This is a genomic window from Mesorhizobium sp. M1423, assembly GCF_040317575.1.
Lineage (GTDB): Bacteria > Pseudomonadota > Alphaproteobacteria > Rhizobiales > Rhizobiaceae > Mesorhizobium.
Genome location: NZ_JAMYKU010000030.1, coordinates 37,269 through 62,381, shown reverse-complemented (window position 1 = coordinate 62,381; position 25,113 = coordinate 37,269). Strand labels below are relative to the sequence as shown.

Here is a 25,113-nt window from a genome sequence, read left to right as displayed (position 1 = left end):
GGCGACGCAGGCATTGACGGAGCCCGGCATCAATTTTTACGAGGCGCGCGGACCGCAAGGCATGCGCCTTTATGCGATCGGCGATGTGCACGGCCGGCTCGACCTGCTGACCGCCATGCACCGGCGGATCGAGGCGGAGCTCGGTCAAAGGCCGTCGGCTGATTGGCGCGTGATCCATCTCGGCGACTATGTCGACCGCGGCCCGAACTCCAAAGGCGTCATCGATTTCCTGATTGACGCGCAAAAACGCGATCCGCGTCACCTGACGCTGGTCGGAAATCATGATCTCGGCTTCCTCGATTTTCTCGATGTCCCCGATCCGGACGGGCTGTTCATGCGCTATGGCGGCATCCAGACGGCGCTATCCTATGGCGTGTCGCTCGGTGGGAGCAGCGCCTGGTTTGGCCGCGCCGATGCGGCATTGCGGCAAGGCCACGCCGCATTGGTCGAGGCAGTGCCGCAGAACCATGTCGAGTTCCTGCGCTCGCTGCCCTTTTCAGTCACGTTCGGCGATTTCTTCTTCTGCCATGCCGGCATCCGGCCTGGCATTGCGCTGGAAAGCCAGAGCCGGCAGGACCTGATCTGGATCCGCGAGGTCTTCCACGATCACACCGGTCTTCATCCCAAGATCGTGGTGCACGGCCATACGCCGGTGCCCAAGCCCGAGATCACAGGCAACCGCGTCAATGTCGACACCCTCGCCTGGCAGTCGGGAAACCTCACCGCGCTCGTCGTGGACGGCGCGGACAAGCATATCCTGACAGTCACGGGTGAGCGGGCTTAGGGAAGGCGTGGGGTTATGAGCAGAGGGTCTAGCGAAGCGCGGCGGTGACGCCGTAGCCGTCGACGGCATTGTGGTTGTTGGCTGCGTCGGCGGAATAAATGCCGAGGCCGCACAAGACAATGGCCGACAACATGGCAAAGGACAAAAAGGCTGCTTTCACGGACGTCATCTCTTGTTGAGCTTCCTGCATCTATGCACGAGCGGGTTACCAATGCGTTGAAACGCAAAATTCGTCGCAAATGTCTGACGGTTTCGCGCTTCTAGGCATGTTCTGTATCGGCGGTGTGTCGCGCGGGTCACAGGATAGGTTCATCGCGGTTGCACGGAAGATGCAGAGCGGCGCCTTTTAGGCTAGCGGATTGACACAGGCCAAGGATGAAACGCGTTATCCCCGGCGGATTTGGCGCCGCGTGCCAAATATGCAACGTCGCCAAATAGGCAACGTTGGCTGTATGAGTCGTCAGATCGTCGCCACCCAGGCGCGGGCGATGGCCAGGCCGGCGGCATCGGCTTGCGGTCCGTTGCGGGCCATTTCATCGTCGAGCCGACCTGCCCATTCAGGATGCCGCTCGGCAATCAGCGGTGCGAAGGAGGTGCTCCAGTCGCGAACCATCGGCCGGTCGGCCTCGAAATGGAACTGGAAGCCATAGACGGCGCGGCCGATGCGGAACGCCTGGTTCTCGGCGACGGCGTTGCCGGCCAGCCGCACGGCCCTCTCAGGCAAGACAAAGGTGTCGTCGTGCCATTCGAAGATCGGGAATTTTTCGGGCAAGGCGGCGAGCACCGGATCGGCGTTCGCGGTCGCGGTGAGCGCGACCTCGTGCCAGCCGAACTCCGAGGCACCGCCGATCTGGTTCTCGCCGCCAAAGGCGCGCGCGACCAACTGGCCGCCAAGGCAGATGCCGAGCACCGCGCGATCCCTCTCGGCAAAATCGCGCGTCAGGTCGAGCAGGCCCGGAAAATAAGGACAGAGCTCGTCGTCCAGTGCATTCTGGGCGCCGCCGAGCACCACCATGGCGTCATGCCCGCCGCTATCTTGCGGCAGCGCGTCGCCGCGATAGGGCCGGCGCAGGTCGATATCGGCGCCCGCCTCGACAAGTGCCGCGCCGATCTGGCCAAGGCCCTCATTGTCGAAGTTCTGGACAACCAAGACCCGCATCGAAACCTGCTGACATGAAATCGATGCAGCGAGCGATATCATGGCGCCAGCATTGCAGCCAACAGGGAACGCCTATGCCACTGCAAAACCGGGTCGATCCGTTCGGCGCCATCCATGCCGTGCCGGAGCGCGGCCTGTTCATGGGCAATCGCGGCATCATTCACGACGCCGAGACGAGAACGCTGTTGAGGAAGCGCTGGGCGCTGCAAGCCTGGATCATCTGCGTCTGCGAATTCCGCAACGTGCGGCGCGAGCCGATGGGTCGCAACCGGCAAAGCGACGACCAATTGGGCGGCAAGGCCGGCTGGACCGAACTGTTTTTCCTCGACGAGGTGACGGCGCTGGCGGCCGGGCACCGGCCGTGCTTCTTCTGCCGGCGCGAGCGAGCCAGGGATTTTGTCCAGCGCTTCGGCGACGCCTTCGGCATTGCCGAGCCACGCGCGCCGCAACTCGACAAGCGCCTGCACAAGGAGCGGCTGGCATCGGGCGGACAGGCGCCGAGACTGAAACCGGAGGCGCTTGCGGACTTGCCTGACGGCACGATGATCTCGTCAGGAAACAGGGCATATGCCCTGTTTGACGGCGCCGCGCTGCCCTGGAGTTTCGGCGGTTACCAGCCGCCAATCAACTTCGATGCGCCGGCGCTAACCGATCCGCTAATGATTACACCGCCGACAAGCGTGGCTGTGCTTCGGGCCGGGTACCGCCCGGTCTGGGCAGTTTCGGATGCCTCATCGACGCGGTGGTCAGGAAGTCATAGGCCTTGATTCGGTCATCTTTGAAACGTGGGTTTTAGTCGGTTGAACGCATAGCCAGCGCCTTTAAGAACGCAGGCCCCGTCCCTTCAAAATCGCCTCACGAGCGTTAAGCTGCCCGGTGTTCAGGCAGGATCGTAGGAACTAATGACAGTGGCCCTTATTTGGAAAGGCTTCGGAGAAGCTCGCTCAGTTCTTCCGCCGAAGAACAATAGTAGTCAGCTTCTGCTGAAATTATTCTTTCTCTAACAACTGAGTTACAATGGAGTCCACCCATAAATCCTATAACAGACATTCCGGCATTTTGAGCGCCTTTGATCCCTGACAAGCTATCTTCCACCACTACACACTGCGCTGGCGAAAAACCTAGCTCGCTGGCTGCATGGAGAAATATGTCAGGAGCTGGTTTCGGTTTTCCAAGGTCGTGAGAGCTGTAAACTCTGCCCTCAAAAAATTCAGCCAGTAATGTCTTTGCGAGTGCATTTTTAATGTAATTCAGAGAGCTATTAGATGCGACGCACGATTGAAAAGATAAACCTTTGACAACCTGAGGAATTCCTCGAACAGCTTGAAGACGGAGAGCAAGTTCTTCCTCAAATTTTCTATCTGCTATGTCCATTGCGTCGGGCGGCAACAATGCCATCGTCTTCTTAACAACTTCCGCATCGCTTCCCGTGCCAACGAAATGACATAAGAAATAGTCTGTCGTCATCTCCAGGCCCATTGCGGACCAAACGGACGGGAAGACCTCGGCAGCAATGATTTCGCTATCCACTAGAGTTCCGTCACAGTCGAATATTACCAGCTTACTCATTGGCATTTCATTGCATCTATGAGCTTTAGGGTCCAGAAGTGAATCCTTCTAGCGGGGCTCCGATCGACTTTAAGTTGGCTTCGAACGTCGCCAAAGCCATCTTAAAGTGGCCGGGAAGACGCTGGGCACTCTTCGGCGCGGTTTGGTACTTCCGACAAGGGCGTGTCGTCTCTGCGGCATGCACGGCTTGACGCCGGGGACAGCCTCGATCATTCCTCGGCGATGCGCGCCAATTACAAGATGCAGCGGCTGTTCGTGCCGGACGAGCTTGGACCGGATACCGAGTTCGACGTCGGCCCGCAGCAGAGCCATTATCTCTCGCATGTGCTGCGGCTCGGCGAAGGCGCCGAGGTTCTGGTGTTCAACGGCCGCGACGGCGAATGGTCGGCGGCGATCGCCGCGAAATCGAAGAAGGCGTTGCGCCTGAAGGTGATGGCGCTGCAGCGACCGCAGCCGCCACTGCCCGATCTCGTCTATTGCTTCGCGCCGCTGAAGCAAGGACGGCTCGACTACCTCGTGCAAAAGGCGGTGGAGATGGGCGCCGGCAGCCTGCAGCCGGTCATCACCCAGCATACGCAAGTGGCAAAACCCGGCATCGAGCGCCTGCGCGCCAATGTCGTCGAGGCGGCCGAACAATGCGGCATATTGGCGGTACCGGATGTGCGCGAAGCGGAAAAATTCGAGCGCCTGCTCGGCAACTGGGATCGTGAGCGGCGGTTGATCTTCTGCGACGAGGATGCCGCCACCAACAATCCCCTGCCGGCATTGCAGGCGGTGCGGGAGAACAAGCTCGCGCTGCTAGTCGGGCCGGAGGGCGGCTTTTCCGACGAGGAACGCAGGATGCTGAGAGCGCTGCCGTTCGTTACCGCCATTCCGCTCGGGCCGCGCATCCTGCGAGCGGATACGGCGGCGGTGGCGGCACTGGCGCTGATCCAGGCGACAATCGGCGATTGGTGATCAATTCCCGTTACCCTCTGGCTCAGGATTTTTCGCTTGAACGGCTACTGACATTTCGTCCATCTAGCGCCGGCGGTCGTCCGGCCGCTCTGCAGCGCAGCGCGTCCTTTCGGGCGCGCAAAGGACGCTGTAGCATATTGATTGGGCACATGATCCTTTCCGAAAATCGAAGCCGATTTTCGGGGTCATGTGCGGAGGGCTATTATGGCGCGCGATACTACCGATTTCCGGCCGATAGAAAGCGTCGACGAACTCGTCGAGCACCTGGCCGAAGGCAACAAGCCGCGCCACAAATGGCGGATCGGCACCGAGCACGAGAAATTCCCGTTCTATATCGACGGCAATGCGCCGGTGCCCTATGGCGGCGAGCGCGGCATCCGCGCCATCCTCGAAGGCATGCAGGACAAACTCGGCTGGGACCCGATCATGGATGCCGGCCGCATCATCGGCCTGGTCGAGCCGACCGGCCAGGGCGCGATCTCGCTGGAACCCGGCGGCCAGTTCGAGCTGTCCGGCGCGCCGCTGGAGACGATCCACCAGACCTGCCGCGAAGGCAATGCGCATCTGGCGCAGGTACGCGAGATCGCCGAACCGATGGGCATTCGTTTTCTCGGCCTTGGCGGCAGCCCGAAATGGTCGCTGGCCGAGACGCCGAAAATGCCGAAATCGCGCTACGAGATCATGACCCGCTACATGCCCAAGGTCGGTACCAAGGGCCTCGACATGATGTACCGGACCTGCACCATCCAGGTGAACCTCGACTTCGAGAGCGAAGCCGACATGCGCCGCAAGATGCAGGTGTCGCTGAAATTGCAGCCACTGTCGACGGCGCTGTTTGCCAACTCGCCCTTCACCGAAAGTCGGCCGAACGGCCTGCAGAGCTGGCGCGGCGAGATCTGGCGCGACACCGACAACCAGCGCTCCGGCCTGCTCGAATTCTGCTTCTCGCCCGATTTCGGCTTTGCCGATTATGTCGAATGGGCGCTCGACGTGCCGATGTATTTCGTCATCCGCGACGGCCAGTACCATGACATGACGCACATCACCTTCCGCCAGTTCATGGCAGGTGCTGCCCATAACGAACTGCCGGACGGGCTGCCGACGATGGGCGACTGGGCGAACCATCTGTCGACGCTGTTCCCGGACGTGCGGCTGAAGCGCTTTCTCGAAATGCGCGGCGCCGATGGCGGGCCGTGGCGGCGCATCTGCGCGCTGCCGGCCTTCTGGGTCGGGCTGCTCTACGATGCGGCTGCGCTCGACGCGGCCGAGGCGCTGACTTCGAGCTGGAGTTATGACGAAGTGCTGGCAATGCGCAACGCAGTGCCGGAACAGGGCATTTCAGCGCCCTTCCGCAACACGACGTTGCGCGAGATCGCCCGCGACGTGCTCGTCATCTCGCGCATGGGACTGAAGAACCGCGGCCGCAAGAACCGCGACGGCTATGACGAGACCTCGTTCCTCAACACGCTCGACGAAGTCGTCGCGCGCGGCACGACCAGCGCCGAAGAGATGCTGTCGGCCTACCACACACGCTGGGGCGGCTCGATCGAGCCGGTGTTCATGGAATACGCGTATTAACGCTTCGCTATCCGCATGAGCCACGGTCCGGCAAATTCGCTTCAATCAGTGATGGAAACGAACTAGGCTTCTCCAAACGAGGATTTGCCGGAGGAGAAAACAATGCCTTCCTTGTTCGATATTCTGGCACAGGCCCAGAACGGCAATGGCATGCAGGCGCTGGCCCAGCAGTTCGGGCTTTCGCAGCAGCAGACGCAGGCGGCGGTCGCGGCGCTGCTGCCGGCCTTTTCGCAGGGGCTGAAGCGCAACACAGCGGACCCTTATGGACTCGGCTCCTTCATGACGGCGATGGCCAGCGGCCAGCACGCCAAATATTTCGAGGATGCAAGCCGGGCCTTCTCGCCGCAGGGCCTCGATGAAGGCAACGGAATTCTGGGGCATTTGTTCGGCTCGAAGGATCTGTCACGCGCCGTCGCCAGCCAGGCCGCGCAGGCGAGCGGTGTCAGCCAGCAGGTGTTGCAGCAGATGCTGCCGGCAATTGCCTCGATGATGATGGGCGGGCTGTTCAAGCAGACCACCAACCAGTTAGGCGGGCAGATGCATGCGGCAGGGGGTGGGCCCGGCGGCGGCAATCCGCTCGGCGAGCTCATCGAGCAGATGATGCGGCAGGCGGGCGGCGGCAGCCAGGCGCCGGCCCCTCAGCCTGCAGGCCCGGCGGACAATCCGCTTGGCAAGGTCCTGCAGGATATGTTCGGCGGCGCACAGCAGCCGCAACAGACGCAGAGCCCTTACGGCGACAACCCGCTCGGCAAGCTGTTGCAGGACATGTTCGGCGGCGGGCAGCAGCCGCAAACCCAGCCGCAGCAGACACAGAACCCTTATGGCGACAATCCACTCGGCAAGGTGCTGCAGGACATGTTCGGCGGTGGTGCGCAACAACCGCAGCCGCAGGCGCGTCAGGCGCCCCAGCAGCCCCAGGCGCCGCAGCCGCAGGCCAATCCGAGCGGCAGGCCGAGAAATCCGTTCGACGACCTGTTCGGCAAGATGTTCGAGACTGGTGCCCAGCAGCGCGACGACTACCAGAAAGGCATGGAGTCGATCTTCGACCAGTTCAAGCAGGGTATGGGCCGGCGGTAGAACCTGTTCCATCCCCGACAAAAAATCGCGATGGGACTCTGTCAGTGCCGCCCAAAAAGAAAGCCCGGTCCTGGGAGGACCGGGCAGCGCGCAGGCTGGCCGGGGGGATCCGGCAGGGAGTGGGGAGCCTGCGTAACTTGGTGGCTTCGTGCCTCAAAAAGGTTCAATGCGACCAAAATCGCGAATTTGTGCGATCAGGCCACCTTGCGGGCAATATCCTCGATCGTTTCGGCGCGCTCGACCGCGATAACGCGAAGCCTCTCGGTCGGATCGCGGCCAAAGGGCACACCGACAGCGACGTGCAGGTCGGCTCGGGTCAGGCCGATGTCGGCGAGTTCGGCATCCGACATCTCGCCGAGGCGATAAAAGGCGCGGCGGTTTTTCCAGGCGCGGTAAACATTGGCAGCGGCATTGGCCACGCGCGTCGCAACGGCCGGACGCGAGGTGATGCGCGAGGTCTCGGTAGCGAAATCAAACGTAGCCATGTCGGTCTCCTTCACATTCGAACGAGCGAAACCAGTCGATCGGGCGCTGGCGACAGCGGCCGTTCCGGCTTCGATTCACATGCTTTCATGTGGACAGTCGGAATTTGCCACGGCGCGATTGATTAATCCAACGAATGTTTCTAATCTTTAGCATCAACATCAATGATGGATTAGACCGATGAAAGCGCCGCTCGATCTCGATCAGTTGCAGACCTTCATCTCGATTGTCGACACCGGCAGCTTTACCCGCGCGGCGGAAGCGGTGCATCGCACCCAGTCTGCGGTGTCGATGCAGATGCGGCGGCTGGAAGAGCGGATCGGCAAGCCGCTGTTCGAAAAAGACGGCCGCACCAACAGGCTGACCGAGGAAGGCGACCGGCTGCTCTCTTACGCAAGGCGGCTGCTCTATCTCAACAAGGAAACACTGGCCGCCTTCGACGACCGCCGGCTCGAAGGCACCATCCGCATCGGCACGCCGGACGACTATGCCGATCGCTTCCTGCCCGAGATCATGGCGCGGTTTGCCCGTTCCAACCCGCATGTCGAACTGACCGTTATCTGCGAACCGACGCCGGGACTGGTCGAACACATCAAGCGCGGCAATCTCGACCTGGCGCTGGTGACGCACAATGACGCGCGCGGCCAATCGGAAGTGGTGCGGCGCGAACCGCTGCTGTGGGTTACCTCGGCCAATCATGCGACGCATGAGCAGCCGATCCTGCCGATGGCCTTCGGCCGGCCGAACTGCATCTGGCGGCGGGCCGCCGCCGACGTGCTCGACCAGCAGAACCGCGACTACCGCATCCTGTTCACCAGCTTCTCGGCCACCGTCATCGCCGCGGCGGTGCTTTCCGGCCTGGCGATCTCGGTGCTGCCGGAATGCGCGCTGCGGCCCGGCATGCGGGTGCTGGGCGAGGCCGACGGTTTCGGCGCCCTGCCCGATTGCCGCATCGGCATCATGCGCGGCCAGACCTCGCGGCCGGAGATCGTCGATGCGCTCGCGCGCCACATTTCGGAAAGCCTCGACAATATTTCCGTGCCGCTCGGCGAAGAGTCGGGAACCTTCGACTTTGCCGCACTCGCCTTTTCGAAGATGAAGCGGACCAAGCCGAACCAGATCTTGCCGGGCTGGTAGGGTTTCGTGTCTCATAGCGCCATGGGGGCCCCGCCACCGCGGAGCTGAAGCAAGTTCGGCCTCAATGACGACGGAAATTCAGTGCGACGAGGATCATCGCCGCAGTACCGGCAGCGGCGAGATAGACGGCCATCCGCACACCTTCCGCGGTAGCGACGCGCAGCGCTTCTCCTGTCAAACCGCCGGTGCCGGCGTTTGCAACGGCTACCAGGATAGCCAGCCCCACCGCGCTACCAACCTGCTGACCCGTGGATGCAATGCCTGAGGCGATGCCTTGCTCATGCGCGGCAACGCCCTTGGCTGCGGCTGCGAACATTGTTGGAAAGGTGATGCCGCCGCCGAGGCTGAAGACAATCAGTCCGGGGACCAGCTCGGCATAAGTGCTGTCCGCCGACATGGCCATGCCCAGGGCCGCCGTACCAATCGCGCCGATCGCAAGGCTGATGACGAGCGTGTTTCGTGTACCCAGGCGGGTCGCCATCCGACCGCTCAGCGCATTGCCCGACAAGACGGCCAACATCGGGACCATGATGGCGAAACCAGTCTGCAGAACGCCGAAGCCCTGCACTGTCTGGAAGTAGAAAGACAGGAAATAAAGCAACGAACCGAACGTGGCGGTGAACAGGAATGTGGTGACGACGCCGGTGCTGAGGTTGCGGTTGGCCAGCAGCCGCAGCGGCAGCAACGGGTCGCGGCTATGCGCCTCTATGGCCACGAAGAGCGCCAGCAACAGGATCCCAACGGCAGCGCTGACCAGAATACCCTGTGAAGCCCAGCCGTACTCTGGACCCTGGACGAGCGTGAAAACGAGCAGGGTGGTACCGACCGTCGCCGTCAATGCGCCCGGCAGATCGAACTTGCGGCCTGACTGGTACCCGTTGTCTGCTAGAATCACCGGAAAGGCCGCCACGATCGCGATGCCGGCCAAAGGCACATTGACGAAGAACACCGCCTCCCAGCCGAATGCCTGGGTCAGCACGCCGCCAAGCAACGAGCCCAGAACCATGCCCCCGGCACCAGAGCCGGCCCATACGGACAAAGCGATATTGCGTTCGCGGCCTTCGCTGAAGGTGGTGTTGACCAGCGACAGGGTGGCCGGGAAAAGAAAAGCGCCGCCCAAGCCCTGCACGGCGCGCGCGGCAATCAGGATCTGAGGCGTCGTGGCGAAACCGCCGACCAGCGAAGACACTGCGTAGAGGACAAGCCCGAAAACGAACATTCGCCGACGCCCAAGCAGGTCGGATGCCCTGCCTCCAAGCAAGAGGAAGCCGCCAAACGCAACCGCATACGCACTCACGACCCATTGCAGGGTCTGCGCCGAGAAGCCGAGGCCCAGTCCGATCTCGGGCAAAGCGACAAAAACGATATTGTAGTCGATCGAAATAATAAGCTGGGCAAAAGCCAGCAATGTCAAAACCAGACCAAACCGTGGTCGGGCCGATACGTCAGCCACGCTCGAGTGGTGGCTCATATTCAACTGGTCGGTCATGCCTATTCCTTTTTCCAAATGGAGCCCAGCACCCGCTGATTTCCAAATGGAGCCCAGCACCCGCTGATCAGCGCGGCAATTGGCAAGGTAATATCTGGACGAAACAGCCAAAATGGCGTAGAGCTGGAAGCATCGTCCTCTATTGGCAACGATGTGCGACTGTGCTGGATCTGAACGATCTTTATTATTTTGCGAAGGTGGTCGAGAAACAGAGCTTCACTGCCGCAAGCCACGCGCTTGGACGATCAAAGTCCAACATCAGCCGGCGCATCATCGAGCTCGAGAAACAGCTGGGCGTCTGTCTTATCCAGCGAACCTCCCGCAGCTTCGCCGTCACTGATATCGGCCAGGAGGTCTATCAGTTTGCTGTGGGAATGCTGGTCGAGGCGGAATCGGCCGAAGGCGCCGCGGCGCGACGACTGGCCGAGCCCAGCGGTACGGTCCGCTTCACCTGCTCGATCGGCATGGCGCAGTCGTTCCTGGCGGAATTGCTACCCCGGTTCCTTTTAAAGTTTCCCAAGGTAAACATCATCCAGCACGCGACCAACAGGTATGTGGATCTTGTCGACGAGGGGTTTGACCTTGCGCTTCGCGGCCATGTCGAGCCGCTGCCCGATTCCAGCCTGATCCAGCGTCGGTTCGCGCCGACGCCCTGGCATCTTTTCGCCGCACCCATCTATCTTGCCGGCGCAGGCACACCGACAAGCCCACAGGACCTTGCCGACCATGGCGGCCTCGCACTGAACGGGCTGACCGGCGGGGCGGTCTGGAATCTGCGCAATATCGGCGGCGAGACTGTCCTGATGCCGCTCACGGCGCGCTTGCGCAGCGACGATCTGGGAACACTGAAACAGGCTGCCATTGCGGGCCTGGGGATCGTGGCGCTGCCGGCCTATTTCTGCCAGGCCGAAACAGGCAATGGCATATTGCAACGCATCCTGCCGCAATGGACGGCGGGAGAAGCTGGGATCACTTTGCTGTCGCCTTCGGGGCGCAGCCTGTTGCCGGCAGTTCGAGCGTTCAGCGATTATCTGGCTGCCGAATTTTTGGCCGTAGCGAGATGATGGGATCGCGTTATGACACGCGGCCGGATACAGGCGCCTTGACGGCGGCCAACAACCGTCCCCCAATCGGCCGATGAGCGACACAGCATCCGAATCACGCACCAACGCCACCGAGTATACGGTGAGCGAGATTTCCGGCGCGCTGAAGCGCACGGTCGAGGACGTCTTCGGCAATGTACGGGTGCGCGGCGAGATTTCCGGCTATCGCGGGCCGCATTCCTCCGGCCATGCCTATTTCTGCCTGAAGGACGATCGCGCGCGGCTCGACGCCGTGGTGTGGAAGACCACGATGAGCCGGCTGAAATTCCGTCCAGAGGAAGGCATGGAGGTGATCGCCACCGGCAGGCTGACCACCTATCCCGGAAAGTCCAACTACCAGATCGTCATCGACAATCTTGAGCCGGCCGGTGCCGGCGCGCTGATGGCGCTGCTGGAAGAGCGCAAGCGCCGGCTGCAGGCCGAAGGCCTGTTCGACGCCGGCCGCAAGCGCCTGCTGCCCTTCATGCCGCGCGTCATCGGGGTCGTCACCTCGCCGACAGGCGCCGTCATCCGCGACATCATCCACCGCATCAAGGACCGCTTTCCGCTGCATGTGCTCGTCTGGCCGGTGCGGGTGCAGGGCGAAATGGCGGGAGCGGAGGTGACCGCTGCCGTCAACGGCTTCAACGCACTGCCATGGGACGGCGCCATCCCGCGGCCCGACCTGTTGATCGTGGCACGCGGCGGCGGCAGCCTGGAGGATCTGTGGGGCTTCAACGACGAAGCGCTCGCCCGGGCCGTCGCCGCTTCGGCCATTCCGTTGATTTCCGCGGTCGGCCACGAGACCGACTGGACGCTGGTCGATCTGGCGGCGGATGTGCGGGCGCCGACGCCGACGGGCGCCGCCGAAATCGCCGTGCCGGTCAAGGTCGACCTCGAAGCGACGCTTGCCGGTCTCAGCGCACGGTTGAAGACCGCGGTGTCGCGCAATTTCGAACGCAAGCGGCAAGCGGCGCGCGCGGCCGCCCGTGCGCTGCCCTCGCCCGACCAGTTGCTGGCGCTGCCGCGGCGGCGCTTCGACGAGGCGACGAGCCGGCTTGGCCGGGCGCTGTCGGTCAGCGTCGAGCGCAAGCGGGCCAGGCTTCTGGGGCAGCGGCTGACGCCGGCCACCTTGTCGCGGCGCATGAACGAAGCCCGCACGCTGACCCGCCGCGACCTCGCCCGTGCGCAAGCGGCGTTCCTTGCCATCGTGCGCGAGCGTCGGGCGCGGTTTTCGCGCACGGCGGCCAGACTGTCACCGGCGCCGATCGCGAGGCGGCAGAAACTGCAAGGCGATGCCCTGCTGGCCCTGACGCGACGGCAGGACCACGCGATTTCGAGACGACTGGACCGTCTGCGTGGAAAACTGACGCAGGCCGATCGGTTGCTGGCGACGCTCTCGCACAAGGCCGTGCTGGCGCGGGGCTTCGCACTGGTCAAGGATGTGGACGGCGCGGTGGTCAAGCATGCGGCGGACGTGGTGTCGGGAATGGCGCTTTCGCTGGAGTTCGCCGACGGCACCGCGGATGCAGTCGCCATCAGTGGCACGGCGCGGCCGAAGACGGTTGCCAAGCCCGCGGCCAAGCTCAAGGCGCCGGGCGGCCAAGGTTCGCTTTTCTGAGGAAGAAATGACCGACCCTCATCTTGCGACGCCCTCGGGCAAACCGCGCGCCCGCGCCTTCGCGATCCCATTCGATGGCACGCCGGGCCGCTTCAACGCCATCACCGATGTGCCTGGCGTGAGGGTCGGCTATACCACGCTGATCTCAGGGGACGGGCCGCTCGTTGTCGGCAAGGGTCCAGTACGCACCGGCGTGACCGCGATCCTGCCACGGCCCAGGGGCGAACTGGCCGTACCGGCGTTCGCCGGCGTGTTCAGCGCCAATGGCAATGGCGAACTGACCGGCTCGCATCTGATAGAGGAACTCGGAGCGTTCAATCTTCCCATCACCATCACCAACACGCATTCCTGCGGCGTCAGCCGCGACGCAACGCTGCGCTGGATGCAGAAGGTGCTGCCGCAATCGCTCGACAGCGCCTGGGCACTGCCGGTAGCGGGCGAGACTTATGACGGCTTTCTAAACGACATCAACGGCCACCATGTGAGCTTCGAGCATGTATTTTCGGCGCTCGAGACGGCTGAAAGCGGGCCGATCGAAGAGGGCAGCGTCGGCGGCGGCACCGGCATGATCACCTTTGGCTTCAAGGCGGGATCGGGCACATCCTCGCGCAGCGTCGACTGGAACGGAGAGCGTTTCACGATCGGCTGCTTCGTCCAGTCGAATTTCGGTGCGCGGCGGAACCTTGTCGTGCGTGGCGTTAGGGCCGGCGCGGAACTCGCCGAACCGGCGATCCGGGACAACACGCCGCGAGCGGAAAAGAGCTCGATCATCGCGATCGTCGCCACCGATGCACCATTCATGCCGCATCAGTTGAAAAGACTGGCGAAACGCGTGCCGCTCGGCGTCGCGCTGACCGGCGGCTATGGATACAATTCATCCGGCGATATTTTTCTGGCCTTCAGCACGGCCAATGCCGATGCGGCGCGCGGCGCGGCCGGCAAGCTGGTCAGCGCCGGCTATATACCGGATGCCGACATCAACCCGTTCTTCGACGCCGTCGTTCAGAGCGTGGAGGAAGCCATCCTCAACGCGCTGGTCGCCAATGATGACATGACCGGGCGCGACGGCAATTTCGTGCCGGCGTTGCCGAAAGCATGGCTCGAGGAGAGATTTGGCAAGGCTGCGCGGCGATAAGACCGCGCAACTGCATCAGACAGGCAATAATCGCCCGGCAGGTTTTGCCGGGGGCGATCCGTCAGCCGGCAGGCTTGTTGGAATTCTGCTCGTCCTGATCGGCCTCGGCCGCCTCTTCGAGCCTCGAAGCAATGAGCTCCTGAATGTCGCCGACCTCTTCCTGGATATCCTCCAGGGGTATGCCGGCTTCGGCAGCTTTGGCCGCACATTCCCTGGCGAGGGTCTCGGCCTGCTTCTCGATTCTGGCTGGCGAGGGCTGGCAATGGACTTTTTCGCCAATCCACCCGCGCAAGAACTCGATCGCGTGTTCACTCATACTGCTGTTTCCCTAGCGGCTATGCCGATTGGTAATCATAAACGTCGGCATCTTCGAAAAGATGCGTGCTGCCATTCGAGCCGAGTCGGCTTCGCCCGGCAAGCCGAATTTGTCCGAGGTCCACAGAGCTGAAGGGAATGGTGGGTTCAAGGAGCACGTTCTGGTTCTTGAGGACTGATTCTCTCGACGAAACTCGTTTGACCCGCGCTATTGTTTCTATTTGCTTTTTTTCGGTTTTCAAGCCGTTTTAGATCACAATAGATAACACAATAGCTAGCACATTTACCGCGCACTCGCCGGCACCACGTAAAAGGCGAGCCGTCAAAGCCGCCGCTATATAGTGACAACCATTTGCAATGTCGACTCTGCCCGCGATCCTGCTTCTTTCCGCCGCGCTTGCTGGGAGATATGTGGTGTGGCGGGCCTTGCGGTGCAAACTGCCGAGCGCCTCATGCAAGGCATGCAATAGCGTCTTGTGGAACCCTGAATTGCTTGTCTCAGGGTGGCTCTCTACCGCTGGCGATAAAGGATCATGCCGGCATGATAGAGAACGCCTTCGACGAACTCACCGTCCGCGGTGAAGCCCGTATCGTCCCAGTATTCTATGTGGTTGCCCTGCACTTCATAGCGTCCCCGATAGGCGCTCTCGCGGTCACCGCGCGCTTCGTCATAACGGCCGTTCGGCAGGAGTTCGTGCCTGATATGGCGATCCTCGGTGATCCACATTCCGACATAGGGGTGATCTTGGCGCGTCATTGATTCCTCCGCAAGGATTGGAGTTGAAGGAAGGGTCAGGCCGGTTGGGGCTACAGCAACGGCAATACCCGTAAGCATTGCGGCCAAAGTGGATCGCATCAATGCGCCGCCTTCGTCGGACGCACGACGATCTCGTTGACATCGACATCGTCGGGCTGTTCGATTGCGTAGCGCACTGCCCTGGCGATGGCATCGGGTTGCAGGGCAATAGCACGCCAGGTTTTCATGGCGGCGGCAGCGGCTTCGTCGGAGATCGTGTTCGCCAGTTCGCTTTCCACCACGCCAGGATGAATGCAGGTTACGCGGATATCGTCACTCTCCTGGCGGAGCCCATCGGAAATCGCGCGGACAGCGTATTTCGTTGCGCAATAAACGGCAGCCGTGGGCGAGACGGCCAGTGCGCCGATGGAACCGATATTGATGATATGCCCGGAGCCGCGTGCCGTCATCTCCGGCAGCACCGCCGCGACGCCGTACAGAACACCTTTGATGTTGACGTCCACCATCAGCTCCCACTCGTCGACCTTCATGGCGGCCATGGCCGAGAGCGGCATGACGCCCGCATTGTTGACGATGACGTCGACCTGGCCCCATTCGGCCCGCGCAGCATCGGCGAATGCTGCGACATCCGCCCTTTTGGTGACGTCGAGCGCTCGTACGCGAACGATTCCACCAGCTGCCTCGATTTCGGCTGCGAGGACTTCAAGGCGGTCGGTGCGCCGTGCGCCAAGCATCAGCTTTGCACCTGCCGCGCCAAGTTCGCGGGCGATGCCAGCACCGATGCCGCTGGAGGCACCGGTGATCAGAACAACTTTGTTCATGGTCATCGAGATGATCCTTTTGGTTCTTTTCACGATGTGAAGGGATGGCGTGCGGGTGAGCTCCCGCGGGACGCCAGCCTTATTTGGGTCACTGGGCGGTGTAGCCGCCATCAACCAGAAGCAGGGCCCCGGTGATGAAGCTGGACGCCGGCGAGGCTAGGAAGGCGATGGCCTCGGCAACTTCTTGCGGCTGGCCGATCCGGCCGATCGGATGCGCATCGCCAAAGCTGCGCAGCATCTCCCGGCCATTCTCCACCACACCTTCCATGATGTCGGTTTCGATCACGCCAGGGGCAACGGCGTTGCAGCGAATGCCCATGCGCCCGTATTCGATCGCGATCACCTTGGTCAGCTGTGCGACAGCCGCCTTGGAGGAGGCATAGGCCGCCTGCGTCTCGAAGGCCGCGACGGCCGAGATCGACGAGACGTTGACGATCGCGCCGCCACCGCCGGCGGCCATCAATTCCACCGCGGCACGGGCGGTGACGAAGCTGCCGCGCGCATTGATCTGCAGGATGCGGTCATAGTCGTCGACCGAGGTCTCCGTCAGACGTTTGTTGAGCGTGCGACCGGCATTGTTCACGACGATGTCCAGTCGTCCGAAGCGCTTCGCCGCGAGTTCGACCGAGCGTCTGGCCAGAGCCTCGTCAGCGACATCACCGACCAGGGTTGCCACATCCTCGGCTTCCAATTCACGTACAGTGTCGCTGAGATCGCTTGCCACGATCCGGGCACCCCTGGCACGCAGCAGCTCCGCCGTGCAGCGGCCGATGCCGCGTGCCGCGCCCGTCACGAGGGCGACTTTTCCATCCAGGTTCCAGGAGGAAGGCAGTGATGTCATGGGTTATCTCCTTGGTCATCCGGCATCGGCTTGATCGGGAGGATCAAGCCTTTCTTGCCATTGCGACAGAGATAGAGCCATGGCATTGTCGCGATAACCCGCCCGCTGGTAACCTCGATGGTAAGTTTAGCTAACCAATGGACATCGATCTCAATGCAATTGCCGTCTTCGTCACAGTGGCCGAGGAACGCAATTTCCGCGCTGCGGCAGACCGCCTGGGCGTGACGCGCTCGGCGGTCAGCCAGAGCGTCCTCAGGCTTGAACAGCGCCTGGGGATCGCATTGCTGCAGCGCACGACACGTAGCGTAAATCTGACCGAGGCGGGCGAGCGCCTGCTGGCGAGCGTCGCACCGGCGATCGCCGACGTGAACGCGGCAATCGAAGCCACCACGGAGTTTCTGGACCGCCCACGCGGCCGGCTGCGGATCGCGGTTTCGTCGATCGCGGAGACGTTTCTGTCAGGGCCGTTGCTGGCGTCCTTTGCAGAAAGATTTCCCGAGGTGCATCTGGATATCGTGGTCACCGACGAGGAATTCGACATCGTTGCCGAAGGTTATGATGCGGGCGTGAGGCTCGGCGAAGTGATCGAGCAGGACATGATTGCCGTGCCGGTATCGGGCGATCAGCGACAGATGGCCGTCTGCGCCCCGCGCTATCTCGAAAAGTTCGGAGCACCCGCCCATCCGCGCGAGCTTGTGGCTCATCGTTGTATCGGCTGGCGGCCGGCGCCGGGAGTTTCGCCCTATCGGTGGGAGTTTGGCGAGGACGGGCGCGAGTTCGACGTGGCGGTTGCGCCCGAGATCACCACTAACGACATGTGGCTGATGATCCGGCTGGCCGTTGCAGGCGCCGGAATCACGTTCGGCATGGCGGACACATTCCGCCCCTGGATCGACCGCGGCGAGCTTGTGCCAATCCTCGACGACTATTTTCCGCCGTTTGCGGGCTTCTATCTTTATTTTCCCAGCCGACGGAATATCGCGCCGAAGCTGAGAGCCCTTGTGGATCACCTGCGCGGTGCGCGTCAGGCGGGATCGCAGGTGACCGCGCCAGGGTCGTAGAGATCGCTTGGCGCTATTGGTCAGAAACCTGGCTGAAAGCTGAATGGTACCGTTGGCTGGGATCGAACCAGCGACCTCCGGATCCACAATCCGGCGCTCTAACCATCTGAGCTACAACGGCACGCTTGCCCGAGCGATATCCAGACGGAACGTTCATTCTCCGGGACCCGCTCTGTCGTTCGGCGATGCGTCCATACGGGCTATCGGAGTTTAATTCAAGGCTTTTGGCAAAGCAAAAGATCGCTCCGGCATAGCGTCATTTTTCGCCGGACAAAGAAAAGGCCGGCGGGAGGAGGTGCCGGCCTTTTCCTGTTACGAGCCAGCGGGAGGAGGTGCTGGCTGGTTATCCCGGTGAGCAGAGGGAGGAGGTTCCACCCGCCGGGTATTCGCTTAAACCACTATATCGCACATCTATTTGTCTGACGAAATGCGACCTTTTGATGCATCGTCAAACTGTGTGCAAATATTAGGCGATCTTAATTTCTTTCACGGCCTTCTCGAAGGCGGTCTTGATCGGCTTGGATACGTCCTCAGCCGCCTTGGCAGCAACCGCCTGGAAGTCCTTGGCCTGCTCAACGGTCATTTCGACGCGCTTGCGCAGGAACGCAGTCTGCAGCTCGACGACTTCCGACAGCGACTTGGCGCCAATCAGGGCTTCGAAATGCGAGAAGCCGGCCTCGGCATTGGCGCGCAGGGCGGCGATGGTCTTGAGCGACAGGTCGCTGGAAACGGTCTTGGCGGTCTCGTAGGTCGACTCCAGAGCCTTCTGGGTCTCCTCGGCGCCGGTCTTCAGCTTGGCATAGGCCTCTTTCGACTGCTCGACGCCCTTTTCGGCGAAGGCGCGGATCTGATCGGTGGCCTTGGAAGCGTCGAAGCTTGGGAATTCAACGTTTTCGATCGTGTCGGCGGTCTTGGTCCTGGACATTTTCCATCCTTTTCAGCGGCAGCGGCTTTGACAGAAAGCCGTCTCGTTCATCTATCGTGGCAATATAAAGGCAAATTTTGTGCATTGCAACATGTTTGTTGCATCGCACCATTGATTATTTGTTTCGCGACGTTAACCACGCGCCTAGAGATTCCGCTGGTTGCACGCTATGACTTGTGGACCTTCGCGCCGTCGGCTTTTATTAACAAAGCGTTAACCGCAAATTGCCCGCTCTGTGAGGGTCGCCAAGCGCATGCCGGCTGAAAACTACTCCTTCCTCGATGTTGCCGTGCTCGACGCGGTCCGCCTGCGGTTCGCCGCCGGCGACGCGATCGCCATTCTGTCGGCAGATCTCGAGCAGGTGATATGGGCCAACGGCCCCGGCGCGGCGGTATTCGGCTATCCGGACATCGGAGCCATCATCGGCGCTTCGGCAGGATTGCCGCTGATCGCCAGGCGCCAGATCATGGCAACCAGCGGTTTTCCGCGGATCGGCCGCGACCGTGCCATCACGGTCCGCCTGGCTACCGGGCTGACCAGCCGCGCGGTTGGTTTCCTGGCCAGCGCGGTGACCATGCCCGATGGCGAGGAAGCAATCATGCTGGCGTTGCCGGCGGCGCAGACCGGCTCGCGCAGCGCGGCCGAGATCGCCGATCGCGCCATCAGCGGCTTTACCGAAGACGGCCACTACATCGCCTTTGTCGATGCCAAGGGCAATATCGACGCCGCGTCGGACGGCTTTTCGTCGCTCGGCATCCGGCCTGAGACGCTGGCCGCGCTTGTCGCCGACGTGGCGAACGACAGCGACCGCATCGTCAAGCGCCTGGTTCCGGGCGGATCCAGCTCCTATCCGGCGGGCCTTGCCCGTCTGACGGACGAGCGGCACCTGCTGGTGGTGATCGACGAGGACCGGCTTGACGGCGAGGCCCCTGTTGGCGAGCGCGCCGTCGCGGAACCCGGCAGCGAGGCAGCAGCGGCGCCGAGCGGTCTTCCCCAACCAACGGACCAGGACAACGAGCAGCCAATCGCCGAGCCGCCAATCACCACCACCGGCGCGGCGGAGATCGACCTTGCGGCGATCGAAGGCAGCTCCGCATCGGCGGAGCACGAGCCTGCCGACACAGCCAAGCAGGTTTCGGGGGCCGACAATCAGCACACGGCTGGCGAAACGCCGACGCAGCATGACCATTGGTACTTCAATGCGGGCGACGACACGCAGGTCCCGCCCGGGGCAGGTGTGTTCGGCGAAGCCGAGACACCAGCCAGCCCCGCCGCTTCGCCGGCCGGTCTGGACGCCCCGCAGGAAAGCGCCACACAAGCGATCAAAGCCGCTTCCCGGGCCCAAGGCCGCGGCCCCGCGATTGATCGTACGGCCGCGCCCATGCGTTTCGTCTGGCGTACCGACGCAGAGGGCCGGTTCAGTGCCCTGTCGCCGGAATTTGCCGAACTCGTTGGCAAGCCCGCAGCCGACGTGAGCGGCCGCCGCTTCGAGGACGTTTCAGCCGCCTACGGCCTCGATCCTTCAGGCGAGATCGCCGGCCTGCTCGAACGGCGCGACACCTGGTCCGGCCGCTCCGTGCTGTGGCCGGTCGCCGGCACCGATCTGAAGATACCCGTCGATCTGGCGGCGCTCCCGGTTTACAGCCGCAGCCGCGTTTTCGAAGGTTTTCGCGGTTTCGGCGTCGCCCGCAGCAGCGATGCGGTGATCGATCCCGACGCGGCCGGCATGGCCCTTGTCGCCGAGGAGAAGCCTGCCGCGGTCGGGCCCGAAGCCGTTGAACCTGCCCCCGAGACACCGAAAGCCGCCGATCCGTTCCGGGGCGAAGTGCCGGCGTTGACCATCGTGCCAAAGCCCGAGCGGCGCTTTGCCGACAAGGTGATCCGGCTGGCCGAGCACCGGCAGCCGGCCAACGACAAGGGCCTGTCGACGCTGGAACGCAGCGCGTTTCGCGAGATTGGCGAGCGTCTCAAGAAGGACAGCACCCCGGCCGAAAAGCCGGTAGACGAACAGCCCAGCGCCGAGAAGCCAAAGCCGGCTGCGGAGACCGCGACCAAAGTTGAGGCAGCCGGCAAGGCCGACGAACCAAAGCTGAAAAAAGCCGGTCCGACGGACAAGGGTGAAATGCCGGCGCCAAGTCCGGAAAGCGAGGCGGCCGAACCGCCCGAGGCCGATGCCGAGGACCAGAACGATCTTGCCCGGCTCGACGGCGAGCAACCCGACGAGACGGCAGCAGAGGCGCAAGCCGGCGAACCCGTCACACGCCCTGTTTCCGGATCGCTGCTCGACTATGCCGACCGCGAACCCAGCGATGAAGCGCAGGAAGGCGTTGAGCCCAGCACGAACCGTCGAACGATCGTCGCCGAAGCGCCGCAGGATGGCGACGACGACAGCATGACGGCCGAAGATTTCCGTGACGCCGAGGACAGCGAGGATTGGTCCGAGGACAGCACAGCCGCAGCCGACGTTGCCGGCCAGGTGCCGCCCATCGGGCGGCCGCTGGCACCACCGCTCAAACTCGACGGCTTCGTGCCGTCGGCGTTTGCCGGAGAGGACAACAAGGGGCCGGATACCTCGATCCTCGGCAAGCTGCCAGTGCCGGTGCTTATCCATTCCGGCGACCAGCTGCACTACGCGAACGAGGAATTCCTTGGCCTGACCGGTTATGCGACGCTCGACGCGCTGGACGAGGCCGGCGGGCTCGGCGCGCTGTTTGCCGATCCTTATGCCGACAACGGCAGTTCGGACGGTAGCGACCGCGCTCTACGGCTGAAGACGCGCGACGGTCAGGAATTTCCGATCGACGCGATTTTACGCTCCGTCCCCTGGGGGAGCGGCAAGGCGCTGATGCTGGTCGTACGCCGTTCCGGCGACGACGAAGCAGCAGCCATTCCACATGGCGCCGCCGACGATCAAACGCGGCCGGATGTTTCCGAGCTCAAGGCGCGCATCGCCGAAATGCGCACCATCATCGATACCGCCACCGACGGCGTCGTGCTGATCGGCCGTAACGGAACGATCCGTTCAATTAGCCGTCCGGCGGAAGCGCTGTTCGGCTTCGACAGCGACGAGGTGACCGGCAAACCGTTCATCTCGCTGTTTGCGATCGAAAGCCAGCGCGCGGCGCGTGACTATCTCGAGGGGCTGTCGGAGCCCGGCGTTGCAAGCGTGATGAACGATGGCCGCGAGGTGATCGGACGCGAGGCGCAGGGGCGCTTCATCCCACTGTTCATGACCATCGGCAGACTGCCCAACGACAGCGGCTTCTGCGCGGTGGTGCGCGACATTACCCAGTGGAAGCGCGCCGAAGAGGACCTGACCCAGGCGCGCGCGGTCGCCGAACGCGCCTCGTCGCAGAAGACGGATTTCCTGGCCCGCATCAGCCACGAGATCCGCACGCCGCTCAACGCCATCATCGGCTTTTCCGAGCTGATGGTGGACGAGAAATTCGGGCCGGTGGCCAATGACCGCTATCGCGACTATCTGCGCGACATCAACCGTTCGGGCAACCACGTGCTCGATCTGGTCAACGACCTGCTCGACATTTCGAAAATCGAGGCCGGTCAGCAGGAGATGGCTTATGAGGCGGTGTCGCTCAACGACACGCTGGCCGAGACCGTGGCGATGATGCAGCCGCAAGCCAACCGGGAACGCGTCATCATCCGCTCCAGCTTCGCCTCGCGACTGCCGGAAGTGGTGGCCGATCTGCGCAGCGTGCGGCAGATCGCGCTCAACATCTTGTCGAACGCCGTCCGCTACACGCAGGCCGGCGGCCAGGTGATCGTGTCGACGGCCTATGAGCTCTCCGGCGACGTCGTCATGCGCGTGCGCGATACCGGCATCGGCATGAGCCAGTCCGAGATCGAGCAGGCGCTGAAGCCGTTCAAGCAGATCAACGCGCTGAAGCGCGGCCGCGGCGACGGCACCGGTCTCGGGCTGCCGCTGACGAAGGCGATGGTCGAAGCGAACCGTGCCCGGTTCACCATCAACTCGACGCCCGGCGAGGGAACCCTGGTCGAAGTCGCCTTCCCCTCGACCCGCGTGCTGGCCGGTTAGGTCTATGGCTGCGCAAAGAAAAAAGGCGTCCAATGGGACGCCTTGAATGATAGAATTGCTGTCACAACGGGGGCTTGAGCGAATCAGATCCTCTGGGGGCTAAGAGGAACGGGATTTCTCCCTCAAGTTACGCACGACTATCGATGCCGGGCCTTAACAAATCCTTACCGGCACGCCGGAAAATTTACCAATGTGTACCACTCATGAAATCTAGGTAAATTCCGCGGAGACATTTCGTTAACCATGACCCGGTTCCAGCCCGGGCTTCATGCTCAGTCGGCAAGCTGCGGCAGATTGCGGAACAGCTCGAGCGCTTCGGGATTGGCGAGCGCTTCCTTGTTCTTGATGGCGCGGCCATGCACCATGTCGCGGACCGCGAGCTCGGTGATCTTGCCCGATTTGGTGCGCGGAATATCGCTGACGGCGACGATCTTGGCCGGCACATGGCGCGGGCTCGCCCCGGTGCGGATTTTCGCGCGGATGCGTTTTTCCAGCTCGGCATCGAGCTCAACGCCGGCAGCCAGCCGCACGAACAGCACGACACGCACGTCATTGTCGAAATCCTGGCCGATGCATAGCGCTTCGAGGATTTCCGGCATCTGCTCGACCTGATTGTAGATTTCCGCCGTGCCGATCCTGACACCGCCCGGATTGAGCGTGGCGTCGGAACGGCCATGGATGATCAGCCCGCCATGGGCGGTCCATTCGGCGAAATCGCCGTGGCACCAGACATTGTCGAAGCGCTCGAAATAGGCGGCCTCGTATTTCTTGCCGTCAGGGTCGTTCCAGAAGCCGATCGGCATTGCCGGAAACGGCTTGGTGCAGACGAGCTCCCCCTTCTCCTGGCGAAGCGGACGGCCATCATCGTCCCAGACGTCGACGGCAAGGCCGAGGCCGGGTCCCTGGATCTCGCCGGGCCATACCGGTTCGATCGGCACGCCGAGCACGAAGCAGGAGACGATATCGGTGCCGCCGGAGATCGAGGCGAGATGCACGTCCTTCTTGATGCCTTCATAGACGAAACGGAAATCTTCCGGCGACAGCGGCGAGCCGGTCGAGGAGATGGTGCGCGCACTGGAAAGATCATGCGTGTGGATCGGCTTCAGGCCGGCCTTGCGCACGGAATCGATGAATTTGGCCGAGGTGCCGAAGTAGGTCATCTTCTCGGCATCGGCGAAGTCGAACAGCGCATTGCCGTCCGGGTAGAAAGGCGAGCCGTCATAGAGCAGCAAGGTGGCGCCCGACGCCAGGCCCGACACCAGCCAGTTCCACATCATCCAGCCGCAGGTGGTGAAATAGAAGAAGCGATCGCCGTCGAGCAGGCCGGCATGCAGCCGCTCTTCCTTGACGTGCTGGATCAGCGTTCCGCCGGCTGAATGGACGATGCATTTGGGGATGCCGGTCGTGCCTGACGAAAACAGGATGTAGAGCGGATGCGAAAACGGCAGCCTTTCATAACTGACAGGCCTGGCGGCAAAGGGTGACAGCGCCTCCTCCAGCGCAGCCGCCTTGCCGATGGTTGCCGCGACGTCGGTCGACGTGCCGAGATAATCGACGATCAGGACTTTGCGCACGGTGGCGAGCTTCGCCACCACAGCCGCGATCTTGTCGGCGACTTCGATCGCCTTGCCATTGTACCAGTAGCCGTCCGGCGCGATGAAGACGACAGGCTCGATCTGGCCGAACCGGTCGAGAACACCCTGCTCGCCGAAATCGGGGGAGCAGGACGACCAGACGGCGCCGATCGAGGCGGCAGCCAGCATCGCCGCAACGGTCTCCGGCATGTTCGGCATCATCGCGGCGATGCGGTCGCCCTTCTTCACCTTGAGCGACAGGAAGAGCTGTTGCAGGCGCGAGGTCAGCGCATGCAGCTCGTTCCAGGACTGCCGCCGCTCGACCTTGTCCTCGCCGCGAAAGACGACTGCGTCGCCAAGCCCGGTTTTCTTCAGAAGATTCTCGGCGAAGTTCAGCTTCGCGTCAGGGAAGAAGGTCGCGCCGGGCATCTTGTCGCCATCGACCAGCACGCGTTCGCCCTTGTCGCCGACGATGCCGCAAAAGTCCCAGACCAGGCTCCAGAAGATCTCGCGGTCATCGATCGACCAGCGATGCAGGTCGGCATAGGAGGAGAAAGCCTTGCCGGCCCTGCTCGCCGCAGCGTTCATAAAGGCGGTCATCGGCGCTGCGTCGATCTGCTCTTGCGTCGGCATCCAGAGCGGTGCGTCGTCAGCCATCATTGTTCCTCCGCAGGCTGCATCGCTTATGCATATC

Annotated in this window: 22 protein-coding genes and 1 tRNA gene; 11 read left to right on the top strand and 12 right to left on the bottom strand. The window is 62.5% G+C overall.

Translation table 11 applies throughout. The annotated features are described in order from the left end of the window. The first annotated feature begins 13 nt into the window (after positions 1–13). Positions 14–784 (top strand): metallophosphoesterase family protein, encoded by a 771-nt coding sequence (locus NKG95_RS28350; RefSeq protein WP_352494024.1) that lies wholly within the window; start codon positions 14–16, stop codon positions 782–784. 28 nt (positions 785–812) lie between these two features. Here the strand turns inward: NKG95_RS28350 and NKG95_RS28345 are convergent, their stop codons facing one another. After that, positions 813–953 (bottom strand): hypothetical protein, encoded by a 141-nt coding sequence (locus tag NKG95_RS28345; protein WP_023716466.1) that lies wholly within the window; start codon positions 951–953, stop codon positions 813–815. A gap of 291 nt (positions 954–1,244) precedes the next feature. Beyond that, positions 1,245–1,943, bottom strand: coding sequence for a type 1 glutamine amidotransferase (locus tag NKG95_RS28340; RefSeq protein WP_353043118.1), 699 nt, complete (start codon positions 1,941–1,943; stop codon positions 1,245–1,247). Between the two features lie 74 nt (positions 1,944–2,017). Here NKG95_RS28340 and NKG95_RS28335 point away from each other — a divergent pair, with 74 nt between their 5' ends. Next, the gene (locus tag NKG95_RS28335) at positions 2,018–2,710 is read left to right on the top strand and encodes a hypothetical protein (RefSeq protein ID WP_353043117.1); all 693 of its coding nucleotides are present in this window, start codon (positions 2,018–2,020) and stop codon (positions 2,708–2,710) included. A gap of 148 nt (positions 2,711–2,858) precedes the next feature. On the opposite strand, the gene NKG95_RS28330 is transcribed toward NKG95_RS28335, so the two are convergent. Further along, positions 2,859–3,512 (bottom strand): HAD family hydrolase, encoded by a 654-nt coding sequence (locus NKG95_RS28330; protein WP_353043116.1) that lies wholly within the window; start codon positions 3,510–3,512, stop codon positions 2,859–2,861. 222 nt (positions 3,513–3,734) lie between these two features. Here NKG95_RS28330 and NKG95_RS28325 point away from each other — a divergent pair, with 222 nt between their 5' ends. The 3 genes from NKG95_RS28325 (at position 3,735) to NKG95_RS28315 (ending at position 7,124) form a co-directional block, all read left to right on the top strand. Then, positions 3,735–4,469, top strand: coding sequence for a 16S rRNA (uracil(1498)-N(3))-methyltransferase (locus NKG95_RS28325; protein WP_353043127.1), 735 nt, complete (start codon positions 3,735–3,737; stop codon positions 4,467–4,469). 204 nt (positions 4,470–4,673) lie between these two features. Then, positions 4,674–6,047, top strand: a complete 1,374-nt coding sequence (locus NKG95_RS28320; protein WP_353043115.1) for a glutamate--cysteine ligase — start codon at positions 4,674–4,676, stop codon at positions 6,045–6,047. Between the two features lie 102 nt (positions 6,048–6,149). Next, the gene (locus NKG95_RS28315) at positions 6,150–7,124 is read left to right on the top strand and encodes a DUF937 domain-containing protein (RefSeq protein WP_353043114.1); all 975 of its coding nucleotides are present in this window, start codon (positions 6,150–6,152) and stop codon (positions 7,122–7,124) included. A gap of 194 nt (positions 7,125–7,318) precedes the next feature. Here NKG95_RS28315 and NKG95_RS28310 read toward each other — a convergent pair whose 3' ends face one another. Then, positions 7,319–7,609 (bottom strand): DUF1127 domain-containing protein, encoded by a 291-nt coding sequence (locus NKG95_RS28310; protein ID WP_023716459.1) that lies wholly within the window; start codon positions 7,607–7,609, stop codon positions 7,319–7,321. Positions 7,610–7,787: 178 nt separating this feature from the next. Between NKG95_RS28310 and NKG95_RS28305 the strand changes: the two genes are divergently transcribed. Beyond that, complete coding sequence (locus NKG95_RS28305) at positions 7,788–8,744, top strand: LysR substrate-binding domain-containing protein (RefSeq protein WP_353043113.1); 957 nt, start codon at positions 7,788–7,790, stop codon at positions 8,742–8,744. Positions 8,745–8,805: 61 nt separating this feature from the next. Here the strand turns inward: NKG95_RS28305 and NKG95_RS28300 are convergent, their stop codons facing one another. Next, entirely contained in the window at positions 8,806–10,233 is a 1,428-nt protein-coding gene (locus NKG95_RS28300) for an MFS transporter (RefSeq protein ID WP_353043112.1), read from the bottom strand. Between the two features lie 161 nt (positions 10,234–10,394). Between NKG95_RS28300 and NKG95_RS28295 the strand changes: the two genes are divergently transcribed. The 3 genes from NKG95_RS28295 to NKG95_RS28285 all read left to right on the top strand — a co-directional run bounded on the left by NKG95_RS28295 (position 10,395) and on the right by NKG95_RS28285 (position 14,071). Next, a complete protein-coding gene (locus NKG95_RS28295) occupies positions 10,395–11,297 on the top strand; it encodes a LysR substrate-binding domain-containing protein (protein ID WP_353043111.1) in 903 nt (300 codons plus the stop codon). Between the two features lie 73 nt (positions 11,298–11,370). Next, the gene (gene xseA / locus NKG95_RS28290) at positions 11,371–12,936 is read left to right on the top strand and encodes an exodeoxyribonuclease VII large subunit (RefSeq protein ID WP_353043110.1); all 1,566 of its coding nucleotides are present in this window, start codon (positions 11,371–11,373) and stop codon (positions 12,934–12,936) included. Positions 12,937–12,943: 7 nt separating this feature from the next. After that, a complete protein-coding gene (locus NKG95_RS28285; protein WP_353043109.1) occupies positions 12,944–14,071 on the top strand; it encodes a DmpA family aminopeptidase in 1,128 nt (375 codons plus the stop codon). A gap of 61 nt (positions 14,072–14,132) precedes the next feature. Here NKG95_RS28285 and NKG95_RS28280 read toward each other — a convergent pair whose 3' ends face one another. From NKG95_RS28280 to NKG95_RS28265, 4 genes are all read right to left on the bottom strand, one after another. Next, the gene (locus NKG95_RS28280) at positions 14,133–14,387 is read right to left on the bottom strand and encodes a DUF768 domain-containing protein (protein WP_023719384.1); all 255 of its coding nucleotides are present in this window, start codon (positions 14,385–14,387) and stop codon (positions 14,133–14,135) included. A 510-nt stretch (positions 14,388–14,897) separates the two neighbouring features. Next, positions 14,898–15,242 carry an Atu4866 domain-containing protein gene (locus NKG95_RS28275; protein ID WP_502913991.1) on the bottom strand — a complete coding sequence of 115 codons (345 nt, stop codon included), beginning with the start codon at positions 15,240–15,242 and terminating at the stop codon, positions 14,898–14,900. After that, a complete protein-coding gene (locus NKG95_RS28270) occupies positions 15,242–15,970 on the bottom strand; it encodes an SDR family oxidoreductase (protein ID WP_352482372.1) in 729 nt (242 codons plus the stop codon). The genes NKG95_RS28275 and NKG95_RS28270 overlap by 1 nt, the downstream gene beginning before the upstream one ends. An 82-nt stretch (positions 15,971–16,052) precedes the next feature. After that, on the bottom strand, positions 16,053–16,805 hold the full coding sequence (locus NKG95_RS28265; protein ID WP_023719387.1) for an SDR family NAD(P)-dependent oxidoreductase: 753 nt from the start codon (positions 16,803–16,805) through the stop codon (positions 16,053–16,055). 137 nt (positions 16,806–16,942) lie between these two features. Between NKG95_RS28265 and NKG95_RS28260 the strand changes: the two genes are divergently transcribed. Continuing rightward, complete coding sequence (locus NKG95_RS28260) at positions 16,943–17,866, top strand: LysR family transcriptional regulator (RefSeq protein WP_352547841.1); 924 nt, start codon at positions 16,943–16,945, stop codon at positions 17,864–17,866. Between the two features lie 44 nt (positions 17,867–17,910). Here the strand turns inward: NKG95_RS28260 and NKG95_RS28255 are convergent. Both NKG95_RS28255 and NKG95_RS28250 read right to left on the bottom strand, forming a co-directional pair. Beyond that, positions 17,911–17,987, bottom strand: a tRNA-His gene (locus tag NKG95_RS28255). A 345-nt stretch (positions 17,988–18,332) separates the two neighbouring features. Next, positions 18,333–18,791, bottom strand: coding sequence for a phasin (locus tag NKG95_RS28250; protein WP_352482378.1), 459 nt, complete (start codon positions 18,789–18,791; stop codon positions 18,333–18,335). Between the two features lie 253 nt (positions 18,792–19,044). Between NKG95_RS28250 and NKG95_RS28245 the strand changes: the two genes are divergently transcribed. Next, on the top strand, positions 19,045–22,845 hold the full coding sequence (locus tag NKG95_RS28245) for a PAS domain S-box protein (RefSeq protein ID WP_353043108.1): 3,801 nt from the start codon (positions 19,045–19,047) through the stop codon (positions 22,843–22,845). 272 nt (positions 22,846–23,117) lie between these two features. Here the strand turns inward: NKG95_RS28245 and NKG95_RS28240 are convergent, their stop codons facing one another. Further along, positions 23,118–25,076 carry an acetoacetate--CoA ligase gene (locus NKG95_RS28240; protein WP_353043107.1) on the bottom strand — a complete coding sequence of 653 codons (1,959 nt, stop codon included), beginning with the start codon at positions 25,074–25,076 and terminating at the stop codon, positions 23,118–23,120. Between the last annotated feature and the right edge of the window lie 37 nt (positions 25,077–25,113).